Origin of the sequence: Mesorhizobium sp. M1A.F.Ca.IN.020.04.1.1 (assembly GCF_003997315.1) — a bacterium.
In the GTDB taxonomy this organism is placed as follows: domain Bacteria; phylum Pseudomonadota; class Alphaproteobacteria; order Rhizobiales; family Rhizobiaceae; genus Mesorhizobium.
In genome coordinates, this window is record NZ_RZSN01000064.1 from 1 (window position 1) to 21,011 (window position 21,011).

General features: G+C 63.3%; 22 protein-coding genes. 10 read left to right on the forward strand and 12 right to left on the reverse strand.

Annotation, left to right across the window (positions count from 1 at the left end):
* Positions 1-1,914, reverse strand: a 1,914-nt coding sequence (locus tag EOA49_RS15085) for an ASKHA domain-containing protein (protein WP_127243228.1), incomplete at its 3' end; no start/stop codon positions are given.
* A gap of 89 nt (positions 1,915-2,003) precedes the next feature.
* Between EOA49_RS15085 and EOA49_RS15090 the strand changes: the two genes are divergently transcribed.
* Positions 2,004-2,246: a hypothetical protein gene (locus EOA49_RS15090; protein ID WP_245299687.1), complete on the forward strand. Its 243-nt coding sequence runs from the start codon at positions 2,004-2,006 to the stop codon at positions 2,244-2,246.
* Between the two features lie 79 nt (positions 2,247-2,325).
* Here the strand turns inward: EOA49_RS15090 and EOA49_RS15095 are convergent, their stop codons facing one another.
* The 7 genes from EOA49_RS15095 to EOA49_RS15125 form a co-directional block, all read right to left on the reverse strand.
* A complete protein-coding gene (locus EOA49_RS15095) occupies positions 2,326-3,303 on the reverse strand; it encodes a methyltetrahydrofolate cobalamin methyltransferase (RefSeq protein WP_095778498.1) in 978 nt (325 codons plus the stop codon).
* A gap of 140 nt (positions 3,304-3,443) precedes the next feature.
* Complete coding sequence (locus EOA49_RS15100; RefSeq protein WP_127243229.1) at positions 3,444-4,538, reverse strand: methylenetetrahydrofolate reductase; 1,095 nt, start codon at positions 4,536-4,538, stop codon at positions 3,444-3,446.
* Positions 4,535-5,134 (reverse strand): methylenetetrahydrofolate reductase C-terminal domain-containing protein, encoded by a 600-nt coding sequence (locus EOA49_RS15105; RefSeq protein WP_066999668.1) that lies wholly within the window; start codon positions 5,132-5,134, stop codon positions 4,535-4,537. The genes EOA49_RS15100 and EOA49_RS15105 overlap by 4 nt, the downstream gene beginning before the upstream one ends.
* Positions 5,127-5,429: a virulence factor gene (locus tag EOA49_RS15110; RefSeq protein WP_066999671.1), complete on the reverse strand. Its 303-nt coding sequence runs from the start codon at positions 5,427-5,429 to the stop codon at positions 5,127-5,129. The genes EOA49_RS15105 and EOA49_RS15110 overlap by 8 nt, the downstream gene beginning before the upstream one ends.
* Before the next feature lie 135 nt (positions 5,430-5,564).
* Positions 5,565-6,347: a formyl transferase gene (locus EOA49_RS15115; protein WP_127241952.1), complete on the reverse strand. Its 783-nt coding sequence runs from the start codon at positions 6,345-6,347 to the stop codon at positions 5,565-5,567.
* Between the two features lie 114 nt (positions 6,348-6,461).
* Positions 6,462-7,037, reverse strand: a complete 576-nt coding sequence (locus tag EOA49_RS15120; RefSeq protein ID WP_095825678.1) for a DUF4893 domain-containing protein — start codon at positions 7,035-7,037, stop codon at positions 6,462-6,464.
* Positions 7,038-7,204: 167 nt separating this feature from the next.
* Positions 7,205-7,834, reverse strand: a complete 630-nt coding sequence (locus EOA49_RS15125) for a DUF1638 domain-containing protein (protein WP_095825677.1) — start codon at positions 7,832-7,834, stop codon at positions 7,205-7,207.
* Positions 7,835-7,890: 56 nt separating this feature from the next.
* Between EOA49_RS15125 and EOA49_RS15130 the strand changes: the two genes are divergently transcribed.
* The gene (locus EOA49_RS15130) at positions 7,891-8,028 is read left to right on the forward strand and encodes an entericidin A/B family lipoprotein (protein WP_019858698.1); all 138 of its coding nucleotides are present in this window, start codon (positions 7,891-7,893) and stop codon (positions 8,026-8,028) included.
* Positions 8,029-8,111: 83 nt separating this feature from the next.
* Here the strand turns inward: EOA49_RS15130 and EOA49_RS15135 are convergent, their stop codons facing one another.
* Complete coding sequence (locus EOA49_RS15135; protein ID WP_066999684.1) at positions 8,112-8,810, reverse strand: B12-binding domain-containing protein; 699 nt, start codon at positions 8,808-8,810, stop codon at positions 8,112-8,114.
* A gap of 280 nt (positions 8,811-9,090) precedes the next feature.
* Here EOA49_RS15135 and EOA49_RS15140 point away from each other — a divergent pair, with 280 nt between their 5' ends.
* The 6 genes from EOA49_RS15140 to EOA49_RS15165 all read left to right on the forward strand — a co-directional run bounded on the left by EOA49_RS15140 (position 9,091) and on the right by EOA49_RS15165 (position 15,504).
* Entirely contained in the window at positions 9,091-10,665 is a 1,575-nt protein-coding gene (locus tag EOA49_RS15140) for a trimethylamine methyltransferase family protein (RefSeq protein ID WP_066999687.1), read from the forward strand.
* A gap of 89 nt (positions 10,666-10,754) precedes the next feature.
* Positions 10,755-11,444: a hypothetical protein gene (locus EOA49_RS15145; RefSeq protein ID WP_067329320.1), complete on the forward strand. Its 690-nt coding sequence runs from the start codon at positions 10,755-10,757 to the stop codon at positions 11,442-11,444.
* Between the two features lie 104 nt (positions 11,445-11,548).
* Complete coding sequence (locus EOA49_RS15150; protein ID WP_127241387.1) at positions 11,549-12,280, forward strand: dienelactone hydrolase family protein; 732 nt, start codon at positions 11,549-11,551, stop codon at positions 12,278-12,280.
* Positions 12,281-12,353: 73 nt separating this feature from the next.
* Positions 12,354-12,917, forward strand: coding sequence for an RNA polymerase sigma factor (locus tag EOA49_RS15155; protein ID WP_067329326.1), 564 nt, complete (start codon positions 12,354-12,356; stop codon positions 12,915-12,917).
* Between the two features lie 2 nt (positions 12,918-12,919).
* Complete coding sequence (locus EOA49_RS15160; RefSeq protein WP_127241388.1) at positions 12,920-15,088, forward strand: VWA domain-containing protein; 2,169 nt, start codon at positions 12,920-12,922, stop codon at positions 15,086-15,088.
* A gap of 14 nt (positions 15,089-15,102) precedes the next feature.
* Positions 15,103-15,504 (forward strand): hypothetical protein, encoded by a 402-nt coding sequence (locus EOA49_RS15165; protein ID WP_245433184.1) that lies wholly within the window; start codon positions 15,103-15,105, stop codon positions 15,502-15,504.
* Between the two features lie 12 nt (positions 15,505-15,516).
* Here the strand turns inward: EOA49_RS15165 and bmt are convergent, their stop codons facing one another.
* The gene (bmt, locus tag EOA49_RS15170; protein WP_066999705.1) at positions 15,517-16,533 is read right to left on the reverse strand and encodes a betaine--homocysteine S-methyltransferase; all 1,017 of its coding nucleotides are present in this window, start codon (positions 16,531-16,533) and stop codon (positions 15,517-15,519) included.
* A gap of 152 nt (positions 16,534-16,685) precedes the next feature.
* The gene (locus EOA49_RS15175; RefSeq protein ID WP_095778490.1) at positions 16,686-17,543 is read right to left on the reverse strand and encodes a helix-turn-helix transcriptional regulator; all 858 of its coding nucleotides are present in this window, start codon (positions 17,541-17,543) and stop codon (positions 16,686-16,688) included.
* Between the two features lie 227 nt (positions 17,544-17,770).
* Between EOA49_RS15175 and EOA49_RS15180 the strand changes: the two genes are divergently transcribed.
* A complete protein-coding gene (locus EOA49_RS15180) occupies positions 17,771-18,781 on the forward strand; it encodes a fatty acid desaturase (protein ID WP_127241389.1) in 1,011 nt (336 codons plus the stop codon).
* Positions 18,782-18,856: 75 nt separating this feature from the next.
* The gene (locus EOA49_RS15185; protein WP_127243230.1) at positions 18,857-19,702 is read left to right on the forward strand and encodes a PhnD/SsuA/transferrin family substrate-binding protein; all 846 of its coding nucleotides are present in this window, start codon (positions 18,857-18,859) and stop codon (positions 19,700-19,702) included.
* Here EOA49_RS15185 and EOA49_RS15190 read toward each other — a convergent pair.
* Positions 19,664-21,010: a Xaa-Pro peptidase family protein gene (locus EOA49_RS15190; RefSeq protein WP_127241752.1), complete on the reverse strand. Its 1,347-nt coding sequence runs from the start codon at positions 21,008-21,010 to the stop codon at positions 19,664-19,666. The genes EOA49_RS15185 and EOA49_RS15190 overlap by 39 nt on opposite strands.
* Position 21,011: the final 1 nt, after the last annotated feature.

A 21,011-nucleotide genomic window follows, 5' to 3' on the forward strand; every position in this document is an offset into this window, starting at 1 on the left:
GGCGTAGACGAAGTGCTCCTGGAATTTTGGCTCCAGCGCGGTTTCGATCTTTTCGATCCTGCTCACCGTCTCCTCGATCTCACGGCGGTAGCCGCGATTGAGGAGCGCCATGCGCGCGCCGGCGCCGGCGGCGTTGCCGACGGCCGAGACCTTGTCGAGATCGCAATCGGGAATGAGCCCCAGCACCATGGCGTATTTCGGGTCGATGAAAGAACCGAAGGCACCGGCGAAATGGATGCGGTCGACATGGTCGGTGTGCTGCTTTTCCATCAATAGCTTGGTGCCGGCGTAGAGCGCCGCCTTGGCGAGCTGGATGGCGCGCACGTCGTTCTGGGTGATGGTGATCTTCGGCTCGCCGTCCTTCAGCACATAGGAGAAGGTGCGGCCGTTGGCGACGATGCGCGGCGAGCGCGCGCCAAGCGATCCGTCGACGACGCCGTCCTCGGAGATTATACCGGCGAGATACATCTCGGCCACCACTTCGATGATGCCGGACCCGCAAATGCCAGTGACGCCGGTCGCCTGCACGCTTTCGGCAAAGCCCGGCTGATCCGACCAGAGTTCCGAACCGATGACGCGGTAGCGCGGCTCAAGCGTGTCGGGATCGATGCGCACGCGCTCGATGGCGCCGGGCGCCGCGCGCTGGCCGCCGGAAATCTCGGCGCCCTCGAAGGCCGGGCCGGTGGGAGAGGAGGCCGCAACGACGCGCGTGCTGTTGCCGAGCACGATCTCGGCATTGGTGCCGACGTCGACGATCAGCATCATCTCGTCCTGGCGGTGCGGACCCTCGGAGAGCGTGACCGCGGCTGCGTCGGCGCCGACATGGCCGGCGATACAAGGGAGCATATAAAGGCGCGCGCCCTGGTTCAGTTTCAAGCCGAGATCGGAGGCTTTGATGCGCACGGCGCCGGAAACGGCGAGCGCGAACGGCGCGCCACCGAGCTCGGTCGGATCGATGCCGAGAAACAGATGATGCATTATCGGATTGCCGACGAACACCGCGTCGAGGATGTCGTTGCGCTGGACATTGCCTTCCGCACAGACCTTGTCGACCAGGCCGGAAACGGCCTCGCGCACGGCGACCGTCATGCCCTCGCGGCCGTCCGGGTTCATCATCACGTAGGAGACGCGGCTCATCAGATCCTCGCCGAAGCGGATCTGCGGATTGGAGGTGCCGGAAGAGGCGGCGACGCGGCCCGACAGCAGCGACACGAGATGCATGGCAATGGTCGTCGAGCCGATGTCGCAGGCGAGCCCGTAGGCCTCGTTCTTCAGGCCCGGCCACAGCGCGATGACGCGCGCGATGTCGCTGTCCGCATCCTTGTGGATGGCGGCGGTGGCGGTCCAATTGCCCTTGCGCAGAATGCCCTGCACCTGCGGCATGAGATAGAAGTCGAACTCGACGTTCTTGAAACCCCAGTCCTTCATCAAGGCGATCTTGAGTCGGTCGAGGTCGCCGAGCGGCTTGTGCATGTCGGGCTCTTCAATCTCGACATAGCACATGCGGATTGCCGTATCGCGAGCGATAACCCTAGTGTCGGCTGCCTTGCGGATGGTCTGGGCGTTGATGACCGTGTCCTGCGGCACGTCAATGACGAGGTCGCCGAGTACCTGCGCTGAGCAGGAGAGGCGGCGGCGCTCGGGCAGGCCGCGCACGCGCTCGTAGCGCTCTTCCTTGGCGCCCTTGGGCGAGATGTGGTCGTTGGCAGAGACGATCTTGTGCTTGGCGAAATTGCCTTCCTGCACCTCGATCTGGCAGCGCCCGCAAGTGGCGCGGCCGCCGCACACGCTCTCGACATAGACGCCGAGCTGGCGCGCGGCGTCCAGCACCGGCGTGCCAACGGGAAACCGCCCGCGCTTGCCTGACGGCATGAACAGCACAAGCGGATCGGTGATGTTGGGCGGGGGATTCATGCTGGCACGCGTCTCGATGGCAATTGCCGATACCGTTTAACGGATCGTTTTACTGTTGGGTGGAGTGTACGTTGGTCCAGGGGCCAAACATGTCGGATATTCTGCTGCCCGCCATCTTCACCGCTTTCACCATGGTGCGCGTGCTCAAAGGCCCATGGCTGCGCAATCCGCAATATCTGGCCTCCGGAATTCTCGGCGCGATCGTCGGAGCGCTCCTGCTGCACGCATTCTGGCCCGCCTACGACGATGATGTCATCGTCGGCGGCGGCACAGGCATCTTCGGATCCTGGGCTGGAATGGCGTTGTTCGACGCCATATTGGGCGTCGCCTGACCGCAAAGCAGACTTCTCCGACCGCATCGACGATGCGACCGGATCAGGGCTGTTTGCAATGCGGCTCACGATTGCGCGCTTACCCCCTGGCCATGCGGGCTTCACGACCGCCGCGGCGACGCCCGCCGGCAGCGGCGGCGCCATCGCCAGGGGCGGTGACCGCGACCGGAGCCGCGACCGCATGGCCGCCTTCGGCCGGCTTGTAGTCCTTGTAGGTGCGGATCCAGTTGGTGCAGTTCTCGTCGGTGCCGTTGAGCACGTTGGCGCCGCGCACGGCCTCCATCTCCTGCGGGCGGACCGGATTCATGATGGCGCTCGTCATGCCGGCGCCGATCACCATCGGGATGAAGGCGGCGTTGATGCCGTGGCGATGCGGCAGGCCGAACGAGATGTTGGAAAGGCCGCAAGTGGTGTTGACCTTGAGTTCCTCGCGCAGACGGCGCAGCAGTGCGAACACCTGGCGGCCGGCATCGCCCAGCGCGCCGATCGGCATCACCAGCGGATCGACGACGACGTCATGCGCGGGAATGCCGTGATCGGCGCAGCGCTCGACGATCTTCTTGGCGACCGCGAAGCGGACGTCCGGATCCATCGAGATGCCGGTCTCGTCATTTGAGATGGCGACGACCGGAACGTTGTATTTCTTGACCAGCGGCAGGATGGCTTCAAGCTTCTCTTCCTCGCCGGTGACGGAGTTGACCAGCGGGCGCCCCTTGGCGACCTTCAGCGCCGCCTCGATCGCGGCGGTCACCGAAGAGTCGATCGACAGCGGCAGATCGACCAAGTTCTGCACGATCTCCAGCGTCTGCACCAAAAGCGCCGGCTCGGTCGCATTGGGGTCGACGGCGGTGACGCCGGCATTGACGTCGAGCATGGTGGCGCCGCAGGCGGCCTGTTCCAGCGCATCCTTGATGACGGTCTCGAAGTTGCCGGCCACCATCTCGGCGGCCAGCTTCTTGCGGCCGGTCGGGTTGATGCGCTCGCCGATCACGCAGAAGGGCTGATCGAAGCCGATGACGATTTCTCGGGTCGCCGAGGCGACGATGGTGCGGGTCATGCAATCTCTCCGTCGGGATATAAAGAGTTCTTTATATCGTTATCTGGTCTTGTTCAAGCGGACGGGTGCCGGCCGCGCCTTGGATTTTAAGTTCGTGTATGTCGTTGTCCCAAACCGGTTCCCACTTTGGGCGACATACATCAATGCGCGGTCTTCACCATGTCGACCTGGGTTTCGGTAATCTCGTCGTGCAGTATGTGGTCGAGCCGCTCGGCCACGATCTGGTCGTCGCGACGGATCTCCCGTTTCCAGGGCTGGCGGCCTTTCAGCACGCCGGATTCATCGACGATCTCGGCGACATACTCTTCCTGGCGGTAGGCCATCACATGGACGCCGGCGACGCCCGCAATTTCCTTCACCTCGTTGATGATGTCGATGCAGAGCTGCTTGCCTTCCTTCTTCTGGTCCTGCGCGCCTTCGAGCCGCTTGATCACCGCATCGGGGATATGGATGCCCGGCACGTTGGAGCGGATCCATTTGGCGGTCTTGGCAGAGGCGAGCGGCCCGACGCCGCACAGGATGAAGACTTTTTCGGTGTGGCCGAGGTCGCGCGCCTTTTGCATGAAGGTTCGGAACATCGGCACATCGAAGCAATATTGCGTCTGCACGAATTGCGCGCCGGCGGCGATCTTCTTGCCGAGATGGATGGGACGGAAATCGTAAGGCGGCGCGAAGGGGTTTACGGCAGCACCGAGGAAGACCTGCGGCGGCGTCGTCAGCTTGCGGCCGGACAGGAACTTGCCGTTGTCGCGCATGATGCGGATGGTTTCGAGCAGCGACATGGAATCGAGGTCGAAGACCGGCTTGGCGCCCGGCTGATCGCCGGCCTGCACGCCGTCGCCGGTGAGGCAGAGCATGTTGGCGACGCCCATTGCCGCCCCGCCCAGCACGTCGCCCTGAATGGCGATGCGGTTCTTGTCGCGGCACGCGATCTGCATGATCGGGGCGTAGCCCATGCGGGTCAAAAGCGCGCAGATGCCGACCGACGACATGTGGCAGTTGGCGCCAGAGGCGTCGACCGCGTTGATGGCGTCGACCCAACCGTCGAAGATCTTGGCTCGGTTGTAGACGTCTTCAGGGTCGGCGCTGTCGGGCGGGTTGAGCTCGGTCGTCACCGCGAACTCGCCGCGGCGCAGCACACGCTCCAACCGACCGCGCGACGAATGGCCGGGCAGGGGATCGAGCGGCAGGTGAACGCCGGCCGGGTTCTCGTCGCGCTGGTGGCGGATGCTCATGCTGAAGCTCCGGGGTTCTGCGGGTTCTGGGCGGCTTCACGCGCCGCGGCCGCCTGCGCGGTCACCCTGAGCCAGGCCGAGGTTTCGCGCAGCGACTGATCGACCGGCTTCTGCACGGTGAGGATTTTGTCGCCATGCTTCATGTTGCGGGAGCCTTCCCAGGCCTTGACCCAGACGCAGGGCATGTCCGGCTCGACCTCGCAATTGCCGTTGGCGCGTACGCCGCCGCAGGGGCCGTTGCGCAGCTGCTTCGGGCAGTTCATCGGGCACGACATGCCAGTGGAGGAGAGCACGCACTGGCCGCACATGCGGCAGTCGAACATGAAGCCCTTGACGCGTTTCTCGACGAATTTCACCGGCGCTTCGACGCGGCCGTAGCCGATGCCCTTCCACAAAGGATGCAAGAGCAGGAAGACATCGGCGAACCTGCCATAAAACCATTCGAGCAGTCGCGAATGGCGGATGGACCACAACCTCACGGCAAAAGTGCGCTGAACGCGGCGTTGCGGCGACACGTCCGCAGGCTTGTAGTCGGACTTCGGCGCCGCCTTCTTGACCAGGGTCGCCTGGGTGACCGCCGGCTGCTTCTCAGACATTTTCTTTCCCGCCAGCCTTGACCAGAGCGACCAGCCGCTCGCGGTCATATTTCGTATCGAGTTCCTGGTAGGCCTTCTCGACCTCGGCTTCGATGTCGTCGCCGACCGGAACCGGATCGGCCTTACGCCATTCGGCGAGGTAATCGTCGGTGCCGCCGGCGCCCGTGCGCATGGCGCACATGTCGATCGCCTCGGTGAAGCGCAGCGGCAGCTCGCGCTTGGCGTTCTGCCGGCCTTTCTTGACGATGACCTGCGCAGGGATATCGCGCCAATAGACGACGATCAGATCGGCCATGAATTCTCAACTCCTCGATGTTGGGAGCATTGCCGCATGCGCCCTTGTGCCGCTTGTTATGGGACGACGCGCGCGCCTTCAAAAGCGACGCTGGCGATGACGCAAAGCGAGTGCTGAATTTCCGACGCCGGCAGATTACCAGACGCGCTTCGTCAGGCCGGTCCAGAGGTAGGACCAAATCGTCGGGTGAAACCACTGTTTCGAGGGCAGGCCGGGATCGATCGTCGTAAGTTTTCCCGCCAGCGCCTCGGCCACTGCCTGGACGCAGATGTCGCGGGAAAATGCCGCCTGCCGCAGCGCGTAGCTGGCGATGGTGTCGCCGCGTTTCGACTTGCCGCGCGCCTGCTTCAGCACTCCGCCGGTGTCGACGCCGGCATCGACCAGATGCACAGTGGTGCCGAAATTCCCTCGATCACCGGAGGCCAGCGCCCAGTAGCCGCCATTCATGCCACGATATTTCGGGGCAATGCCGGCGTGATAGTTGAGCACCGGGCAAGGCATCTTCGCGAGCATATTCCTCGACAGCAGCCGGCAGCCGGCGAGGAGCACGACGCCCGGCCCGATCTTCTCAATCGCCTGAAGGCATTCCGGACCGTTGGCGGAAGGCACATGGATGATCGTCTGGGTCGGGCGAGGTTCTGTCTCGAGCCTTTCCTCGGCAATCAGCCGTGCAGCATGGCCGGCAAAGAACCGCTTGCCAAGCCTGGTCAGCACCATCGTGCCGAGCTGGCCGATGGCCGAGATCCAGCCCTGGCGGCGGGCGCGGCCGAGCAGCAAACGCTTTTTTGATTCAGGGGTTTCGAGGATGACACTCACAGGGCCGACGCGATCGGCGATGGCGTTAACGATTGCCCAGATATGCGGACCGCCTTCGGTGACGACAACAGTCCGCCGCGGACCGGATTCCGACGTTGCCATGGCAAGCACCCGCTCTCAAAGTCGGGCGCATGCTAGGGAGAGCGGGTTAACCCTTAGTGAGCCAATGGTCGCGCATGATCCTGGTCCGAAAACTCTGCAACTTTTCGGGCTCAGTCAGCGCTTGAATTCCATGATGTCGAGCTTCGATTCATAATAGGGCGCGGGGAATTCGATGCGCCACTCGGTGGCACTGTTGCGGAAGGCATAGCCCACTTGGTCGCTTTCGGCGCCGCTGCCATAGGGCTTGGCCTTTTCGTCATTGACCGAAAACGAGCCGAGATAGATGGCGCGCTTCTCACCGTCGTCGAAGAAGCGACCAGTGGTGCGCTGCGAGCCGCTGATCTTCTGCAGCCGCCAACCCGAGCCGTCCCCGGTGACCTTACACTTGAACCAGCCATAGATAACTAGCGGGCTCAAGCCGCCGGCCTTGATGGTGCGACATTTCCAGTTGCCGGTCAGATCCTTGCCGGAGAAAGCGACCAGCGGCTTGGCGAGCAGCGCATCGAGTTGCTTGACCTCAGCCGGATCGCCGGCCTTTGCCTCTTCGAGAGCCGCCTTGCGCGTTTCGCCATATTTATCCAGTCGCGCCTTGTCGGCGGCGGTGATCAGCTTCTGCACCTCGCCATCGGCATAGGCGGGCAGGGCGAAGCCGATAAGGCAAAGGGCGGGAAGCAGCAGGCGAGGGATCATGGACGTTTCCCGAATCGGTGGCTGGAATAGCTGTTTGGTCTGCTTGGGGCACAACTTACCCGTTCGCAGGCCGCTGTCATCCGGCTTGCCAGCGGAGGCGAGGGGGCTTCGTCTGCAAGTCGATCGTCCGACCCGCTGGCCGCCGTTGAAGCAGCCCTGCGAGAGCCTCAAGCGTTGGCTGCCGCCCGCGCCAGTTCGCTCGTCAGATCGCCATAGCCGGTCGAGCGACGCTCGTAGGCGAGGCCGAGCATGGCGGCGGCTTTCTCGGCAACCTTGTCGAGATCCGGATCGTCGGTTTGCGCGAGATAGATCAGCTTCTCGTAATTGCCGAAATAGTCCTTGATAAGCTCGGGATGCCTGTCGAGCCCGAGCGGCTTGATGAAGAAGGCGTCGAATTGGCGACAGAGGAAGTCGGTCATGTAGAACGACATCATGTCGCCGTCGGCGACCTTCGCATAGGCGTCCATGCCCTGGTAGAAGGCGAAGCAATGCGGGCCGGCCATGCGCTCCACGCCATGCTTCTCGATCACGTGGTCGAGCATGCCGCCGGTGCCGCAATCGGCATAGCCGACGAAGATGTGGTTGTAGCCTTCCGCTTTGGCCTTTTCGATGGCCTTGTCCATGGCCGGCGCGATGCGGTCCGGATAGAAGTGGAACTCGGCCGGCAGGCAGGTCAACTCAAGGTGATCGAGCTTTAGCTGTTGCTTGACGGCCAAAACTTCGCGCGCAATCATCCCGCAGGCGATGACGAGCAGCCTGTCTGTTTGATTCGGTTTCGTTTTTTGCGTTTTGACCATGAACCAGTCGAGCCGGTTTTCGCTGCGGGGCTAATTATCTGTTGAGGGAGACACCCATGAAACTGCTACGCATCGCGCCGATTGCCATCCTTGCCTGCGCGCTTGCACTCACCGCCTGCGCCAACACCATTCGAGGCGTCGGCAAGGACGTCAAATCGACGGCGAGGGCGGTCAAAGACACTGTCGCCAACTGATCGTTCAGCCTCATCATCATCTGGGAACAAAAAAGCCGCGCTGCAAGGCGCGGCTTTTTTCGATCCATCCTGATGCCCTGGGATCAGGCGGAAGCGCGAACGTTGTGCTTGCGCTTCATGAAGTCCTTGGCTGTCTCGACCGCCACAGCGGCATCGCGGCAATAAGCGTCGGCGCCGACGGCCTTGCCGAATTCCTCGTTGAGCGGCGCACCGCCGACCAGCACGACGTAATCGTCGCGAATGCCCTTTTCCTTCATCGTGTCGATGACGACCTTCATATAGGGCATGGTCGTGGTGAGCAGCGCCGACATGCCGATGATGTCGGGCTGATGCTGCTCGATCGCTTCCAGATATTTCTCGACCGCATTGTTTATGCCGAGGTCGATGACATCGAAGCCGGCGCCTTCCATCATCATGCCGACGAGGTTCTTGCCGATGTCGTGGATGTCGCCCTTGACGGTGCCGATCACCATCTTGCCCTGCTTGGGCGCGCCGGTGGCGGCAAGCAGCGGGCGCAGGATGGCCATGCCGGCCTTCATGGCATTGGCCGAGAGCAGCACTTCCGGCACGAACAGGATGCCGTCGCGGAAATCTTCGCCGACGATGCGCATGCCTTCGACCAGCGCCTCGGTCAGCACCGTGTAGGGCTGCCAGCCGCGCTCAAGAAGGATATGCGTGCCTTCCTCGATCTCTTCCTTCAGCCCGTCATAAAGGTCGTCATGCATCTGCTGCACGAGTTCCTCGTCGGAAAGCTCGGAAAGGATGATCTCGTCGTCGGACATTTTTTCCTCGGGCTCCTTGCTGCTCGGAATGCTTGCTGCAGCTCAAAAATCGATGCGCCAATACCTAACCCGCGAGGGCAAGGTAGCCATAGCTGATTTGCGACTTCCCGCAAAAGGAAAGCGACTGAAAAGTTGGCGGTTTCTTGTCGATTTTGCGACAGGCGTTGGCGCTGGCGGGCCGTTTCCAATAGGGTGCATGGCTACGATCCGGAAAGAAGCGGCGGCGAACCGGCCGCCAGCCAATTCAGGCCCAAATCTAAAATCTATAGGAAGAACGATCATGAGCGATAACGCGGCAGTCGAGCAGGAAGCGTCGGGCGGACGACGCGGACGCGGCGCCAGCGGCGGCGCGGCGGCCAGGCGCGCGGCGCGCGCAGGCGGCGGTCCGGGCACCCAGCTCACCTATATCAAGCGCAAGATCAACGTCTACGAGGTCCTCGACGAGGAAGGCCTGGCGCTGATCGAGAAGAACACAGACACGGTGCTGGAAGAGATCGGCATCATCTTCCGCGACGACGCCGAGGCGCTCGCGCTTTGGAAAGAGGCCGGCGCCGATGTGAAAGGCGAGCGCGTGCATTTTCCCAAGGGGCTTTGCCGCTCGCTGCTCAAGACCGCGCCTTCGATCTACACCCAGCATGCGCGCAATCCGGAGCGTTCGGTGCAGATCGGGGGCAAGGGAACGGTGTTCGCGCCGGTCTACGGCCCGCCCTTCGTGCGCGACCTCGACGGCAACCGCCGCTACGCAACGCTTGAGGATTTCCAGAATTTCGTGAAGCTCGCCTATATGGCGCCGTCGATCCACCATTCGGGCGGCACGGTATGCGAGCCGGTCGACGTGCCGGTCAATAAGCGCCATCTGGACATGGTCTATTCGCATATCCGCTATTCGGACAAACCGTTCATGGGCTCGGTGACGGCGCCGGAGCGGGCCGAGGATACGGTGGCGATGGCCAAGATCGTGTTCGGCGAGGATTTCGTCGAGAACAACACGGTGCTGACCAGCCTGATCAACGCCAACTCGCCGATGGTGTTCGACGAGACCATGCTCGGCGCGCTGAAAGTCTATTCGCGCCACAACCAGGCCTGCATTGTCACGCCGTTCATCCTGGCCGGCGCGATGAGCCCGGTGACGGTTGCCGGAACGCTGACGCAGATCCTGGCCGAGGTGCTTGCCGGCGCCTCTTTCACGCAGCTGATCAGGCCCGGCGCGCCGGTGCTGTTCGGCACTTTCGCCTCGTCGATCTCGATGCAGTCGGGCGCGCCGACTTTCGGCACGCCGGAACCATCGCTGGTTTCCTATGGCGCAGCGCAGCTCGCGCGCCGGCTAGGCCTACCGTTCCGCACCGGTGGCTCGCTCTGCGCCTCGAAGGTCCCGGATGCGCAGGCGGCCTATGAGAGCGCCAACACGCTGAACTCGACCATCCTTGCCGGCACCAACTTCGTGCTGCATTCGGCCGGCTGGCTCGAGGGCGGTCTCGCCTCCTGCTACGAGAAATTCATGATGGACATCGACCAGCTCGGCATGACGCAGAAATTCGCCGAGGGCGTCGACCTGTCGGAGAACGGCCAGGCGATGGACGCCATCCGCCAGGTCGGTCCGGGCAGCCACTATCTCGGCTGCGACCACACGCAGGCGAATTTCCAGACCGCCTTCTACCGCTCCAACATCGCCGACAACAATTCCTACGAGCAGTGGCTGGCCGAAGGCGAAAAGACAGCGCCGCAGCGCGCCAACGAGCTCGCCCGCCGCTGGCTGGAAAGCTACGAAGCACCGCATCTCGATCCGGCGATCGACGAGGCACTGAAGGATTTCATCGACAGGAAGAAGGCCTCGATGGCCGACGCCTTCACTTGAAAGGAGCCCGAGTCAGGCCGGGCTAAAGTCGCCAACATCATCCATAAGGAAGTCTGGCGGAGCGCGTTCTCCGACCCGGATAAGAAGGGATGATCTTTTCGCGCGGCACGATCGAAGGGACCGCGGCCGCGCTTGCCGCCCACGGCCTGATCCTTCGGGGCGGCTTTCGCTTCGCCAGTGATGAAACGGCGCCTGCGGGGCTTTCAGGCGCGCCTGCCAAGTCCGCCCTCCTGGTCGGGCAGGCCGGCGTCGCACTCTGGCCGCACTTCCAGCGCTGGCTTGGGCAGCGGGCCAGCGGGATCGTCAACCCGCTCGACACCTGGTCGCGGGAGGTGATCGGCGCGGTGGCGCAAGCGTTCGGCGCTCGCGCCGTGTCGCCCTCCGACAGGCCCTATCTGCCGTTCCAGCAATGGGCGATGCGGGCGGAAGGGTTGAAGCCGTCGCCGCTCGGCATCCTCATGCATCCGCAGTATGGGCTCTGGCATGCCTATCGCGGCGCGCTGCTGTTCGAGGAAGAGATTTTCCTCCCCGAACCTCAAGAACCGATTCATCTCTGCGACACATGCGTCGAAAAACCCTGCATGAAATCCTGCCCGATCGATGCCTATTCCGAACAGGGTTTTGCCCATGAAGCCTGTCTTGGGCATGTGCGCGGCCCCGGAGGCGGCCTGTGCCGCACGAGCGGCTGCCTCGACCGAAATGCATGTCCCTACGGGGCGGACTATCGCTATCCGCCAGAGGTGCAGGCCTTTCATATGGCGGCCTTTGTTCGGCTGTAAGATGAAGGCCAACCGCACGAAATCTTGAACGCCAGGCTCCGGGATTGTCTTGCCGGGCCGCTCCAGCCGGATATCTATCGCGCGGACAGACGACGGAGAGCAGCATGGCCAAGCAAGAGATCGAGATTGAAACCCGGGACGGGAAGGCCAAGGCCGGGCTGTTCCGACCGGCGGCGGCGGCCAGGGCCGGCGTCATCCTCTACATGGATATTTTTGGCCCGCGGCCGACGCTCGACCAGATGGCCGAACGCCTCGCAGGGCATGGCTATGCCGTGTTGGTGCCCGATCTGTTCTATCGCAGCGTGCCCTATGGACCGTTCGACCCGAAGACTGCGTTTGCTGAGGATAGGACCAGGGCTCAACTGACGGCGCTGAGCGGTGGCACCACGCAAGAGATGACCATCCGCGACAGCGCGGCCTTCCTCGATGCGCTCACTGCCGAAGGCCTGGACGGGCCGGTCGGCGTCGTCGGCTATTGCATGGGCGGCGCGCGGGCTCTCAATGCCGCCGCGGCCTATCCCGACCGCATTGCTGCCGCCGCCAGCTTCCACGGCGGCAATCTGGCAAGCGACGCGCCCGACAGCCCGCACCGGAAGGCGGCGTCGATCAAGGCACGCATCTACGTCGGGGTCGCCGGCGTGGACCGTAGCTTTCCGCCGGAGCAATCAGCCCGGCTGGCAGAGGCGCTCAGGGTCGCCGAAGTCGACCACACGATCGAGAACTATGTCGGCGTCGGTCATGGCTGGTGCGTCAAGGACCACAGCGTCTATGACGAAGCGGGCGCCGAGCGCCATTGGAAGCGGCTGATCACGCTGTTCGCCGAAACCTTGGGGTAGGGTGCGGAGGCCGCCGCAAAAAAATCTTTCCATCGTCCCAAGGAATCGCCATTAGCCTTCGTCCAACAGGCAAATGACGGCGATGATGCTGGACGACAGCGAAGCCTCCGATGCCGAATTGATCGGGCGGGCGAGGGGTGGAGACAGGGGGGCTTTCGGCAAACTGCTCGAAAGGCACTATGGCTTCGTCTATCGCGCCGCCTATCGCTGGTGCGGCCGCAAGGCCGATGCCGAAGACATCGCCCAGGATGTCTGCGTGCGGCTCGGCCGGGCAATCCGCGACTATCAGGGCAATGGCGCGTTCACGACCTGGCTCTACGCCATGACACTGAACGCTTCGCGCGACATGATGCGCAAGCGCGCCCGCGACAGCGCCAAGACCGAGGCCTTCGGCACGTATGCGCTGATCGCGGGGGAGGGCTCGGCGGAAGCCCAGGACCCGGCCGAGGCGCTGTGGGCGGCGGTGCGCATGCTGCCGGACAAGCAGCGCGACGCGGTGCTGCTCGTCTATGGCGAAGGGTTGAGCCACGCGGCTGCGGCCGAGGTGATGGCGATCTCGGAGGCGACGGTTTCCTGGCACATCCATGAAGCGAAGAAACGGCTGAAGCTGCTCATGCGCTCAGCCGGGGAAGTGTGACCATGGTCGACGACAACGAACTCGAAAGGCTGCGCAATCTGGCAGTTCCGGCGCCGGACAGCGAAGCGCAAACGCGTGCGTTGGCCGCCGCGATGCACGCCTTCGACTTGAACGAAAAAATTTCGACCGCCCCCCAAGGATCGCCGGCAGGTCTTCGTCTCACGGAGCGAGCACAAAGGCTCTGGAGAGAGATCATGCAACGGAAACTCATTGCCACCCCGGCCCTGACCGCGCTGGTCGCGCTGCCTATCGCCGGCTATGCCGCTTTTGAGATGCTGAGGGAGCAGCCGCCCGTTATTTCAAACGGGAAGGTCACCGAAACGGTGGCCGACAAGCCGGTTGCGCAGAAGCCGATACCGAACCAGCCCGCGATCAGCGAGCCGCTGGCGGCCGCGCCTGCCAAGGAGAAGAAGACCGGCGCCGACAGCGAGAGGCGTGTCGAAGACGAGGCGCAGGTCGCACCGGCATCGCCGCCGAAAACTGAATTGAGCCGATCCGATGATCGGACCAGGCAGGAATACGGGGCGTTGAAGGACTTTGCCAAGCAAGTACCACAGGCGCTGCCTGCGCCGCCGCCTGCACCTGCGGAGGTTGACCAGCTGGCCGCCGGCGGACGCGCGAATGCCCAGGCGCCGGCAACCGCCATGCAGCCTGCAGAGATGCCGGCTGGCGCCGTCGCTGGTTTCGGGCCGATGGTTCAGCCGGCGCCCATGCCGGCCGATCAAATGCAGCCGCAAGAGCAAAACCGCGACCGCATCGAGACCTTCAAGACCAATCCGGTGCACCAAGCTGCCCAGGATCCGGTGTCGACCTTCTCGATCGATGTCGACACGGCGTCCTATTCCTTCGTCCGCCGCTCGCTGAAGGAAGGTATTCTGCCCGACCCAGGCATGGTCCGGGTCGAAGAGATGATCAACTACTTCCCTTATGACTGGAAGGGGCCAGACTCGGCCGCGACGCCGTTCAATTCGACTATCACCGTCATGCCGACGCCCTGGAACGAGCGCACCAAGCTGATGCATGTTGCGATCAAGGGTTTTGACGTGAAGCCGGTCGAGGCGCCGAAGGCAAACCTGGTGTTCCTGATCGATGTTTCGGGTTCGATGGACGAGCCGGACAAGCTGCCGCTCTTGAAGTCGGCGTTCCGGTTGCTGGTCAGCAAGCTCAAGGCCGACGACACCGTCTCCATCGTCACCTATGCCGGCAATGCCGGCACGGTGCTGATGCCGACAAAGGCCGCGGAAAGGCAGAAGATTCTTGCAGCGATAGACAATCTGGAGCCAGGCGGTTCGACCGCCGGCGAGGCAGGCATCAAGGAAGCCTACAAACTTGCGCAGCAGTCTTTCGTCAAGGACGGCATCAACCGCGTGATGCTTGCCACCGACGGCGATTTCAACGTCGGCCAGACCGATGACGACGACCTCAAACGGTTGATCGAGAAGGAGCGCAAGACCGGCGTGTTTCTCTCGGTGTTCGGCTTCGGCCGCGGAAATCTCAACGACCAGATGATGCAGACCATCGCCCAGAACGGCAATGGCACGGCCGCCTATATCGACACGCTTGCCGAGGCCGAGAAGGTGCTGGTCGAGGACGCGTCCTCGACGCTGTTCACCATTGCCAAGGATGTGAAAATCCAAGTCGAGTTCAACCCGGCCAAGATCTCGGAATACCGGCTGGTCGGCTATGAGACGCGGGCGCTCAAGCGCGAGGATTTCAACAATGACCGCGTCGACGCCGGCGATATCGGTTCCGGCCATTCGGTGACGGCGATCTACGAGGTCACGCCCAAGGGAAGCGGCGCCGAGCAGGTCGATCCGTTGCGCTATGGCGAGGCGAAGGTCGACAATGGCGGCGTTGCCAATGCGGGCGAATATGCCTTCGTAAAAATCCGCTACAAGCTGCCGAACGAGAATGTCTCGAAACTGATCACGACACCGGTGACCGCGGCCAACGAGGTGCCGTCCTTCGATGAAGCCGGCGTCGACCAGCGCTTTTCGGTCGCGGTCGCGGCTTTCGGGCAGAAGCTGCGCGACGCGGATCAGACGGCGAATTTCGGCTACGACCGGATCCTGGAGATCGCCAACGCCGCGCGCGGCGCTGATCCGTTCGGCTACAGGGCGGAATTCCTGTCGCTGGTGCGGCTAGCCTCGTCGCTGGGCACCAACAGATAGGGCGGGTGCCGTCCATGGAACAAAAAGCCGGCGGAGGACCTGCCGGCTTTTGCCGATCGTTAAATTGCGCGGCTTTTCCGGAACTTGATCGCAATGCCCTCCTGTTAGTCAAAGCTGATAGAAGTGAGGGGCTGGAATTGCATATCACCGGGAACGTGACGCCGACTGCGGGCAATCTTCAGACGCGAGCACCGTCCGCTCCGTCGGCGGAATCCGCGCGGATCAGGAATAATGTCGATGCGGCCCGCGACACGGCGCTCTCTGCGCTCAACAACGACCGCTTTCGCGTGATGCTGGAGCAGATCAGCGACCCGCGCGCGTCCGGCGCGTTGATGACGATGGGCGGCGACGGCAAGAACAGCGCCGCCACCGATCTCGGTACGGCGCTGTCGCGCTACGCTGAAAACAGCGAATAGAGCAGGCCAACTTCAGGCGCGACTGCGCCGGCGTTCGCGACGGCCTTCGCCTGCCTCGGCAGCGCTCGCTATCTTGTTGCGCATCGGCCCGATGCGCTCGACGATGGACTCGACCGTCGGACGCGCCGACTTGGTGTGCGCGTCGAGCGCCTTGCGCATCGCGGCAAGGTGAGCGAACGAGGTGCCGCAGCAGCCGCCGACGATCTTGGCGCCCGCATCGACTGCCAGCCGGACATAGTCGGCCATCAGTTCGGGCGTGCCGGAATAGTGGATCTCGCTGCCGCGGAATTCCGGAATGCCGCAATTGCCCTTGACGATCACGGTGGCTTCCGGCTTCGCGTCGGTCATGTCGAGCAGCGAGGCCAGGATGTCGGCTGCGCCGACGCCGCAATTGGCGCCCACCCCAAGCGGAGCCTGCGACAGTCCATCCGCAACGCCGTGGATATCCTTGGGCAACAGCCCCATCATGGTGCGGCCGGCCGTATCGAAGGAACCGGTATAGGTGTAGGGCAGGCCGACACGGATCGCGGCTTCGGCCGCGGCGCGGATCTCATCCGGCGCCGACATGGTCTCGATCCAGGCGACTTCGGCTCCGCCGGCCTTCAAGCCCTCGATCTGCTCGGCGAAGGCATCCACCGCTTCCTCATAGGACATAGCGCCGAGCGGCACCAAAAGCTCGCCGGTCGGGCCGACGGAGCCGGCAACGATCACCTTGCGGCCTGCCTTGTCGGACACCGAACGGGCGATTTCGGCGGCGCGCTTGTTCAAGTCATGCACGCGGTCCTGAGCGTGATGCAGCTTCAGCCGATGACGGGTGCCGCCGAAGGAATTGGTCAGGATGATGTCGGCGCCGGCATCGACGAAATTCTGATGCAGCGCGGCGATGGTGTCGGGCGCCGTCTCGTTGAGCAGCTCGGGGGCTTCGCCGGCCTCAAGTCCCATCGCGAACAAATTGGTGCCGGTGGCGCCGTCGGCCAGCAGCACGCCTTTTTCGGCAAGCAATGCGTCGATCGGATTGGTGGCGGTCATGGCTCTGGCTTTCGTATCCTGAATTCAAATAACGATATAAAGAAGTCTTTATATCTAGTCAACGAATATGAGGCCCGCTCTTGCGTGAGTTTCCTAAAACGACGGTCGGCCAGGTTGGTCGCCGCATGCCAGCATGGCGATAGCGGCCGCGTTCAGACAGAGCCTGAGGTGAAGGAGATGCCGGCCAGTTTCTGCGTGAAGCTCGCAGCCTCATGCGCGTTGACATCGGCGGCTCGGATCAGATTGTCGAAGTGGCTGGTCAGGGTACGGACCGGCTGGGTGGCGTTCAACACCAGATACATATCGCCGACATAGATTGCGGCGCGGTACGGCCCGAAGATCGTATAAGGGATCGAATAGCGCATGCGGCCGTCATAGAGGAACAGGCGGAAGGTCGGGTAAAGGTCGTCGAGGAGCGTTGCCATGTGCAGCAATTGCCGGCGGCGCTCGGCTTCCGGGAACCGGTCCCAGACGCCGAGCCCGCGTGCGAAAATCTCCAGCGTATGGCGCGGCATGCAGACCTCCATGTCGGTCTCGGGCCGCCTGTTGTAGTCGATGCGGTATTGCGTTTCGCCGGCCTGCGCCTCGCGGCTCTTGTTGGTAATGCCGGCCTCGTATTCGACAAGGGCCTCGGTGCGCAGGAGGTCCGGAATGCCCGCCGGCACGTAGCGGATCTTGGTGCCGACCGCCTCGGCGTGCCATTTGGCAAGTAGCGTGCGGTCAAAGCCGTCCGGCGCCTCCTCGATCTCGAGGCTTTCGCGAATCTCGCCGGTGACGCCTTCGTCCTGGCTAAGGCCCAGCAGCCAATCGAGCGATACCTTGAACTCGGCGGCGATGTTGAGAAGCGTCTCGGCGCGGGGCAGGCGCGTCGAGGCGCCCGACAGGAGTTGCGACAGCGCCGAACGATCGATGCCGACGGCGCTCGCGAAGGCCGACTGGTTCAAGTCCGAGCGTGTCAAGAGCAATTTTAGGCGCTCTCGGAAAACCGTCGACAGATCACGCTTGTCCATCACGCCGCTCCTTTCCAGTGGAGGATAATTCGCGCCCAGGCCTGCTGGTTAGGTGCTCAGGCGCAAATGAATCCCCAAATCTGTTTACAATATATAATATCTGCAGCCAAAAATGCGCATTCGCAACAGATTGTTCACTTTGTCGCGTTGCGACAACGACAGGCTCCTGACACAATGCTGTCAGGAATCAAAGTGGTTCCGGCGACTGGAAGGCAGTGGTCGATAGCATGACTGGCATACGCAAGAGACACAGCAGCACACCGGCCGTGGAATGGCCGACAGTATTCCTCACCCTGTTCTGTTATGGCGCCTGGCTTGCCACCGGCTTCCTGCTTTGGCCTTCCTATCCGCTGCTGGCCCTTGTCGCCTTGGCCTTGATACTGGCCCTGCAATCCTCGCTGATGCACGAAGTGCTGCATGGCCATCCGACGCGCAACGCCAGCATCAACGAAGCCTTCGTCATCCTGCCGATCGGGCTGGTCTGGCCGTTCCGCCGTTTCAAGGCGATCCATCTTCGCCACCACGCCGACGAGCGGCTGACCGACCCGCTCGACGATCCGGAAAGCTATTACCAGGCGCTCTGGATGCATGCGGAAATGCCGCCGGCGATGAAGGTCCTGCTCAAGATCAACAACACAATGGTCGGCCGCTTCGTTCTCGGACCTTGGCTGTCGTCGATCGGCTTCTTCCTCGACGACGCCAGACAGATGGCCGCCGGCGACAAGGCGATCCGCAAAGCCTGGCTGCTGCATGCGGTCGGACTTGCAGTGGTCGTGCCGATCGTGACCTTCGGCTTCGGCATCCCGCTCTGGCTCTACATACTGGGGCCGGTGTGGCTCGGCCAGTCCCTGATTTCGGTGCGCACCTATGCCGAGCATCAGTGGTCGGAACACCCGGAGGGCCGCACGATCATCGTCGAGCGGTCGCCGCTCTCCTTCCTGTTCCTCAACAACAACCTGCATTTCGTGCACCACAAGAGCCCGACCGTCGCCTGGTACAGACTGCCGAAGATGTTTCGCGATCGCCGCGAAGAATGGCTGCGGATGAACAACGGCTACGTCTATCCGAATTATTTCGCGCTGATCAAATCATTTGCCTTCAAGGCCAAGGAGCCGGTGGTGCATCCGGTGCTGCGCCGCGCGCCCGAACCCGGCCGTGCCTTCAAGCCGCGCATCAGAGCGCGTAATGTGAGTGGACTTGGCACGGCTCCGGTGCCGGCTGAGCCGCCGAAAGAGTAATTTCGAACTTTCGCGACTGCTTTATCGCCGCGGAATTCAGGCGCCGATGACCGCCTGTTTTGAAAGCTGTTCGTCATGAGCAAGTTGATTGCGGCTCTGCCGATGTATGACTGGCCGGAAGTTCGCGGCGAGATCGACGCGCAATGGGCGCAGCTCCGCGACGCTTTTCGACGGAGGGGTATCGACGCGCCGGAAAGAATGGCGCGCAGCAATCGCGACCTGCCGCCGGTGTCCGGCGGCATCCAAGACGGCGCCGGGAAGCTGATAGCGCCCGACCCCGCGACATTGCCCCCGGACGAGTTCGATTTTCACCAGCTCTGGCTGAGCCCGGCGCTGCTTTTCGGACAGACCTGCTGGGGGCCGATGGAGCTCGGCCTGGCCAGGCATGTGCAGGTGGTCGCTCAGCCAAGCTATGACGCCTTCGAGGGCGGGCAGGGCGAGCTCTATTCCAGCGCGCTGGTGATGCCGGCTGATGGCGGGCCGTCGGTTGGCTCGCCCGCGGATGGCAAGGCCGTCATCCCGCTCGATCTCATCCGCGGCAAGCGCTTCATCTTCAACAATCCGGATTCGATGTCCGGGCTGCTCGGGCTGACGCGCGACCTGGAGGCGATCGGCGAAAGTCTGGGCGTCTTCGCCTCGTGCGGCGAAAGCGGCGGCCACCGGTCGTCGATCGTCGCCATCGCCGAGGGCAGGGCCGATATCGCCGCCATCGACTGCCAGAGCTGGGCATTGGCGCAGCGATTCGAGCCGGCGGCGCGGCGCGTGAAAGTGGTCGGCTGGACGACCAGGCGGAAGGGATTGCCGTTTATCTCGGCCAGGGCCACATCGGCGGACGTCGTTGCGTCCATGCGCGAGGCCATCGCCGAGCTTGGCTTGGACGGGTCAGTTGCCAAGCAGCTTTTCGTCGAGCGGGTAGGCTGAGAGTTTTTCGTTGCCGGTCTCGGTGATGAGGATCTGCTCCTCGATCTTGACGCCCTCGCGGCCGCCGAGCCTGCCGATATAGCTTTCCACGCACAGCACCATGCCGGGTTCCAGGACGCCATCCGGCGTGTCGTCCGTCCAGTCGCTGGCATGCGGCAGGGTCGGATATTCGTCCGCCAGACCGACGCCGTGGTAGAGCACGCCGTAGCGCGCCGGGAAGCAGTCTCCCGGCGGCACGGCGGAGCGTTCGACGAGATCGCGAAAGGAAATGCCCGGCCGCATCAATACTGTGTTGTGGGCGATCTGGTCGGCGGCGATGCGGAACAGATCACGCTGCTCGTCGGACGGCCGGCCATTGCCGCAGAGCCAGGTGCGCGAGAGGTCGGCGCAGAATCCATAGGGACCGATGAGGTCGGTGTCGAAGGCGACGAGATCGCCGTCCTCGACGATGCGCGACGAGCATTCCTGGAACCAGGGGTTGGTGCGCGGCCCGGACGACAGAAGCCGGGTCTCGATCCATTCGCCGCCGCGCGCGATGTTGCCGCGATGCAGTTCCGCCCAGAGTTCGTTCTCGGAAATGCCCGCCTTCAGCGCCGCTTCCATCTCGCCCATCGCCGCCTCGCAGGCGACAATGGCGCGGCGCATGGCGAGGATCTCGTCGGGCGACTTTATGAGGCGCGCATTCTCCATCACCGCCTCGCCATTGCCGACCGTGATGCCGTGGCGGGCAAGCTCTTCGACGCCTTCCGGGTTGACGTGGTCGACGGCGATCCGCCGATTGCCGCCGCCCTGCTCGGCAAGGAGCTCGGCGATGCCGGCTGCCCAGCGACGGACCTTCTTGTCGGTCAGCTCGCCGCTATAAAGATACATCCACGACACCGCCGGCCGCACCTCGTCGACGACGCCGGCGTGATCCGACAAATGCTCGCAGGAGAAATAGTCGAACAGCACCACAGGACCTTCTGTGGCGACGAAACAGTGGCGGGTCGGATTGTGCGCGACCCAGAGCTGCATGTTGGTCGAATCCGTCGCGTAGCGGATGTTGACCGGGTCGTAGAGCAGGGCGCCCGCATAGTCGCGGCGCCTGAGCTCAGCGCGGATGCGCTCGAGCCGATAGCTTCGCATGGCAGGCAGGTCTGGAGAGGCGATGCCTGCCGCCGCCCATTCGGCTTCGGCTACCGCGCCATAGCCCAGAGCGTGCTGGTTGAGCGCGGCAGCCTTCTCGCGGGAGGCGGCGCGCAGCGCCTCGACGGAGCCGGGTTCGAACGGCATGATCTTGCGGTGGCGGCCGAAACGTTGTGTGTCCATG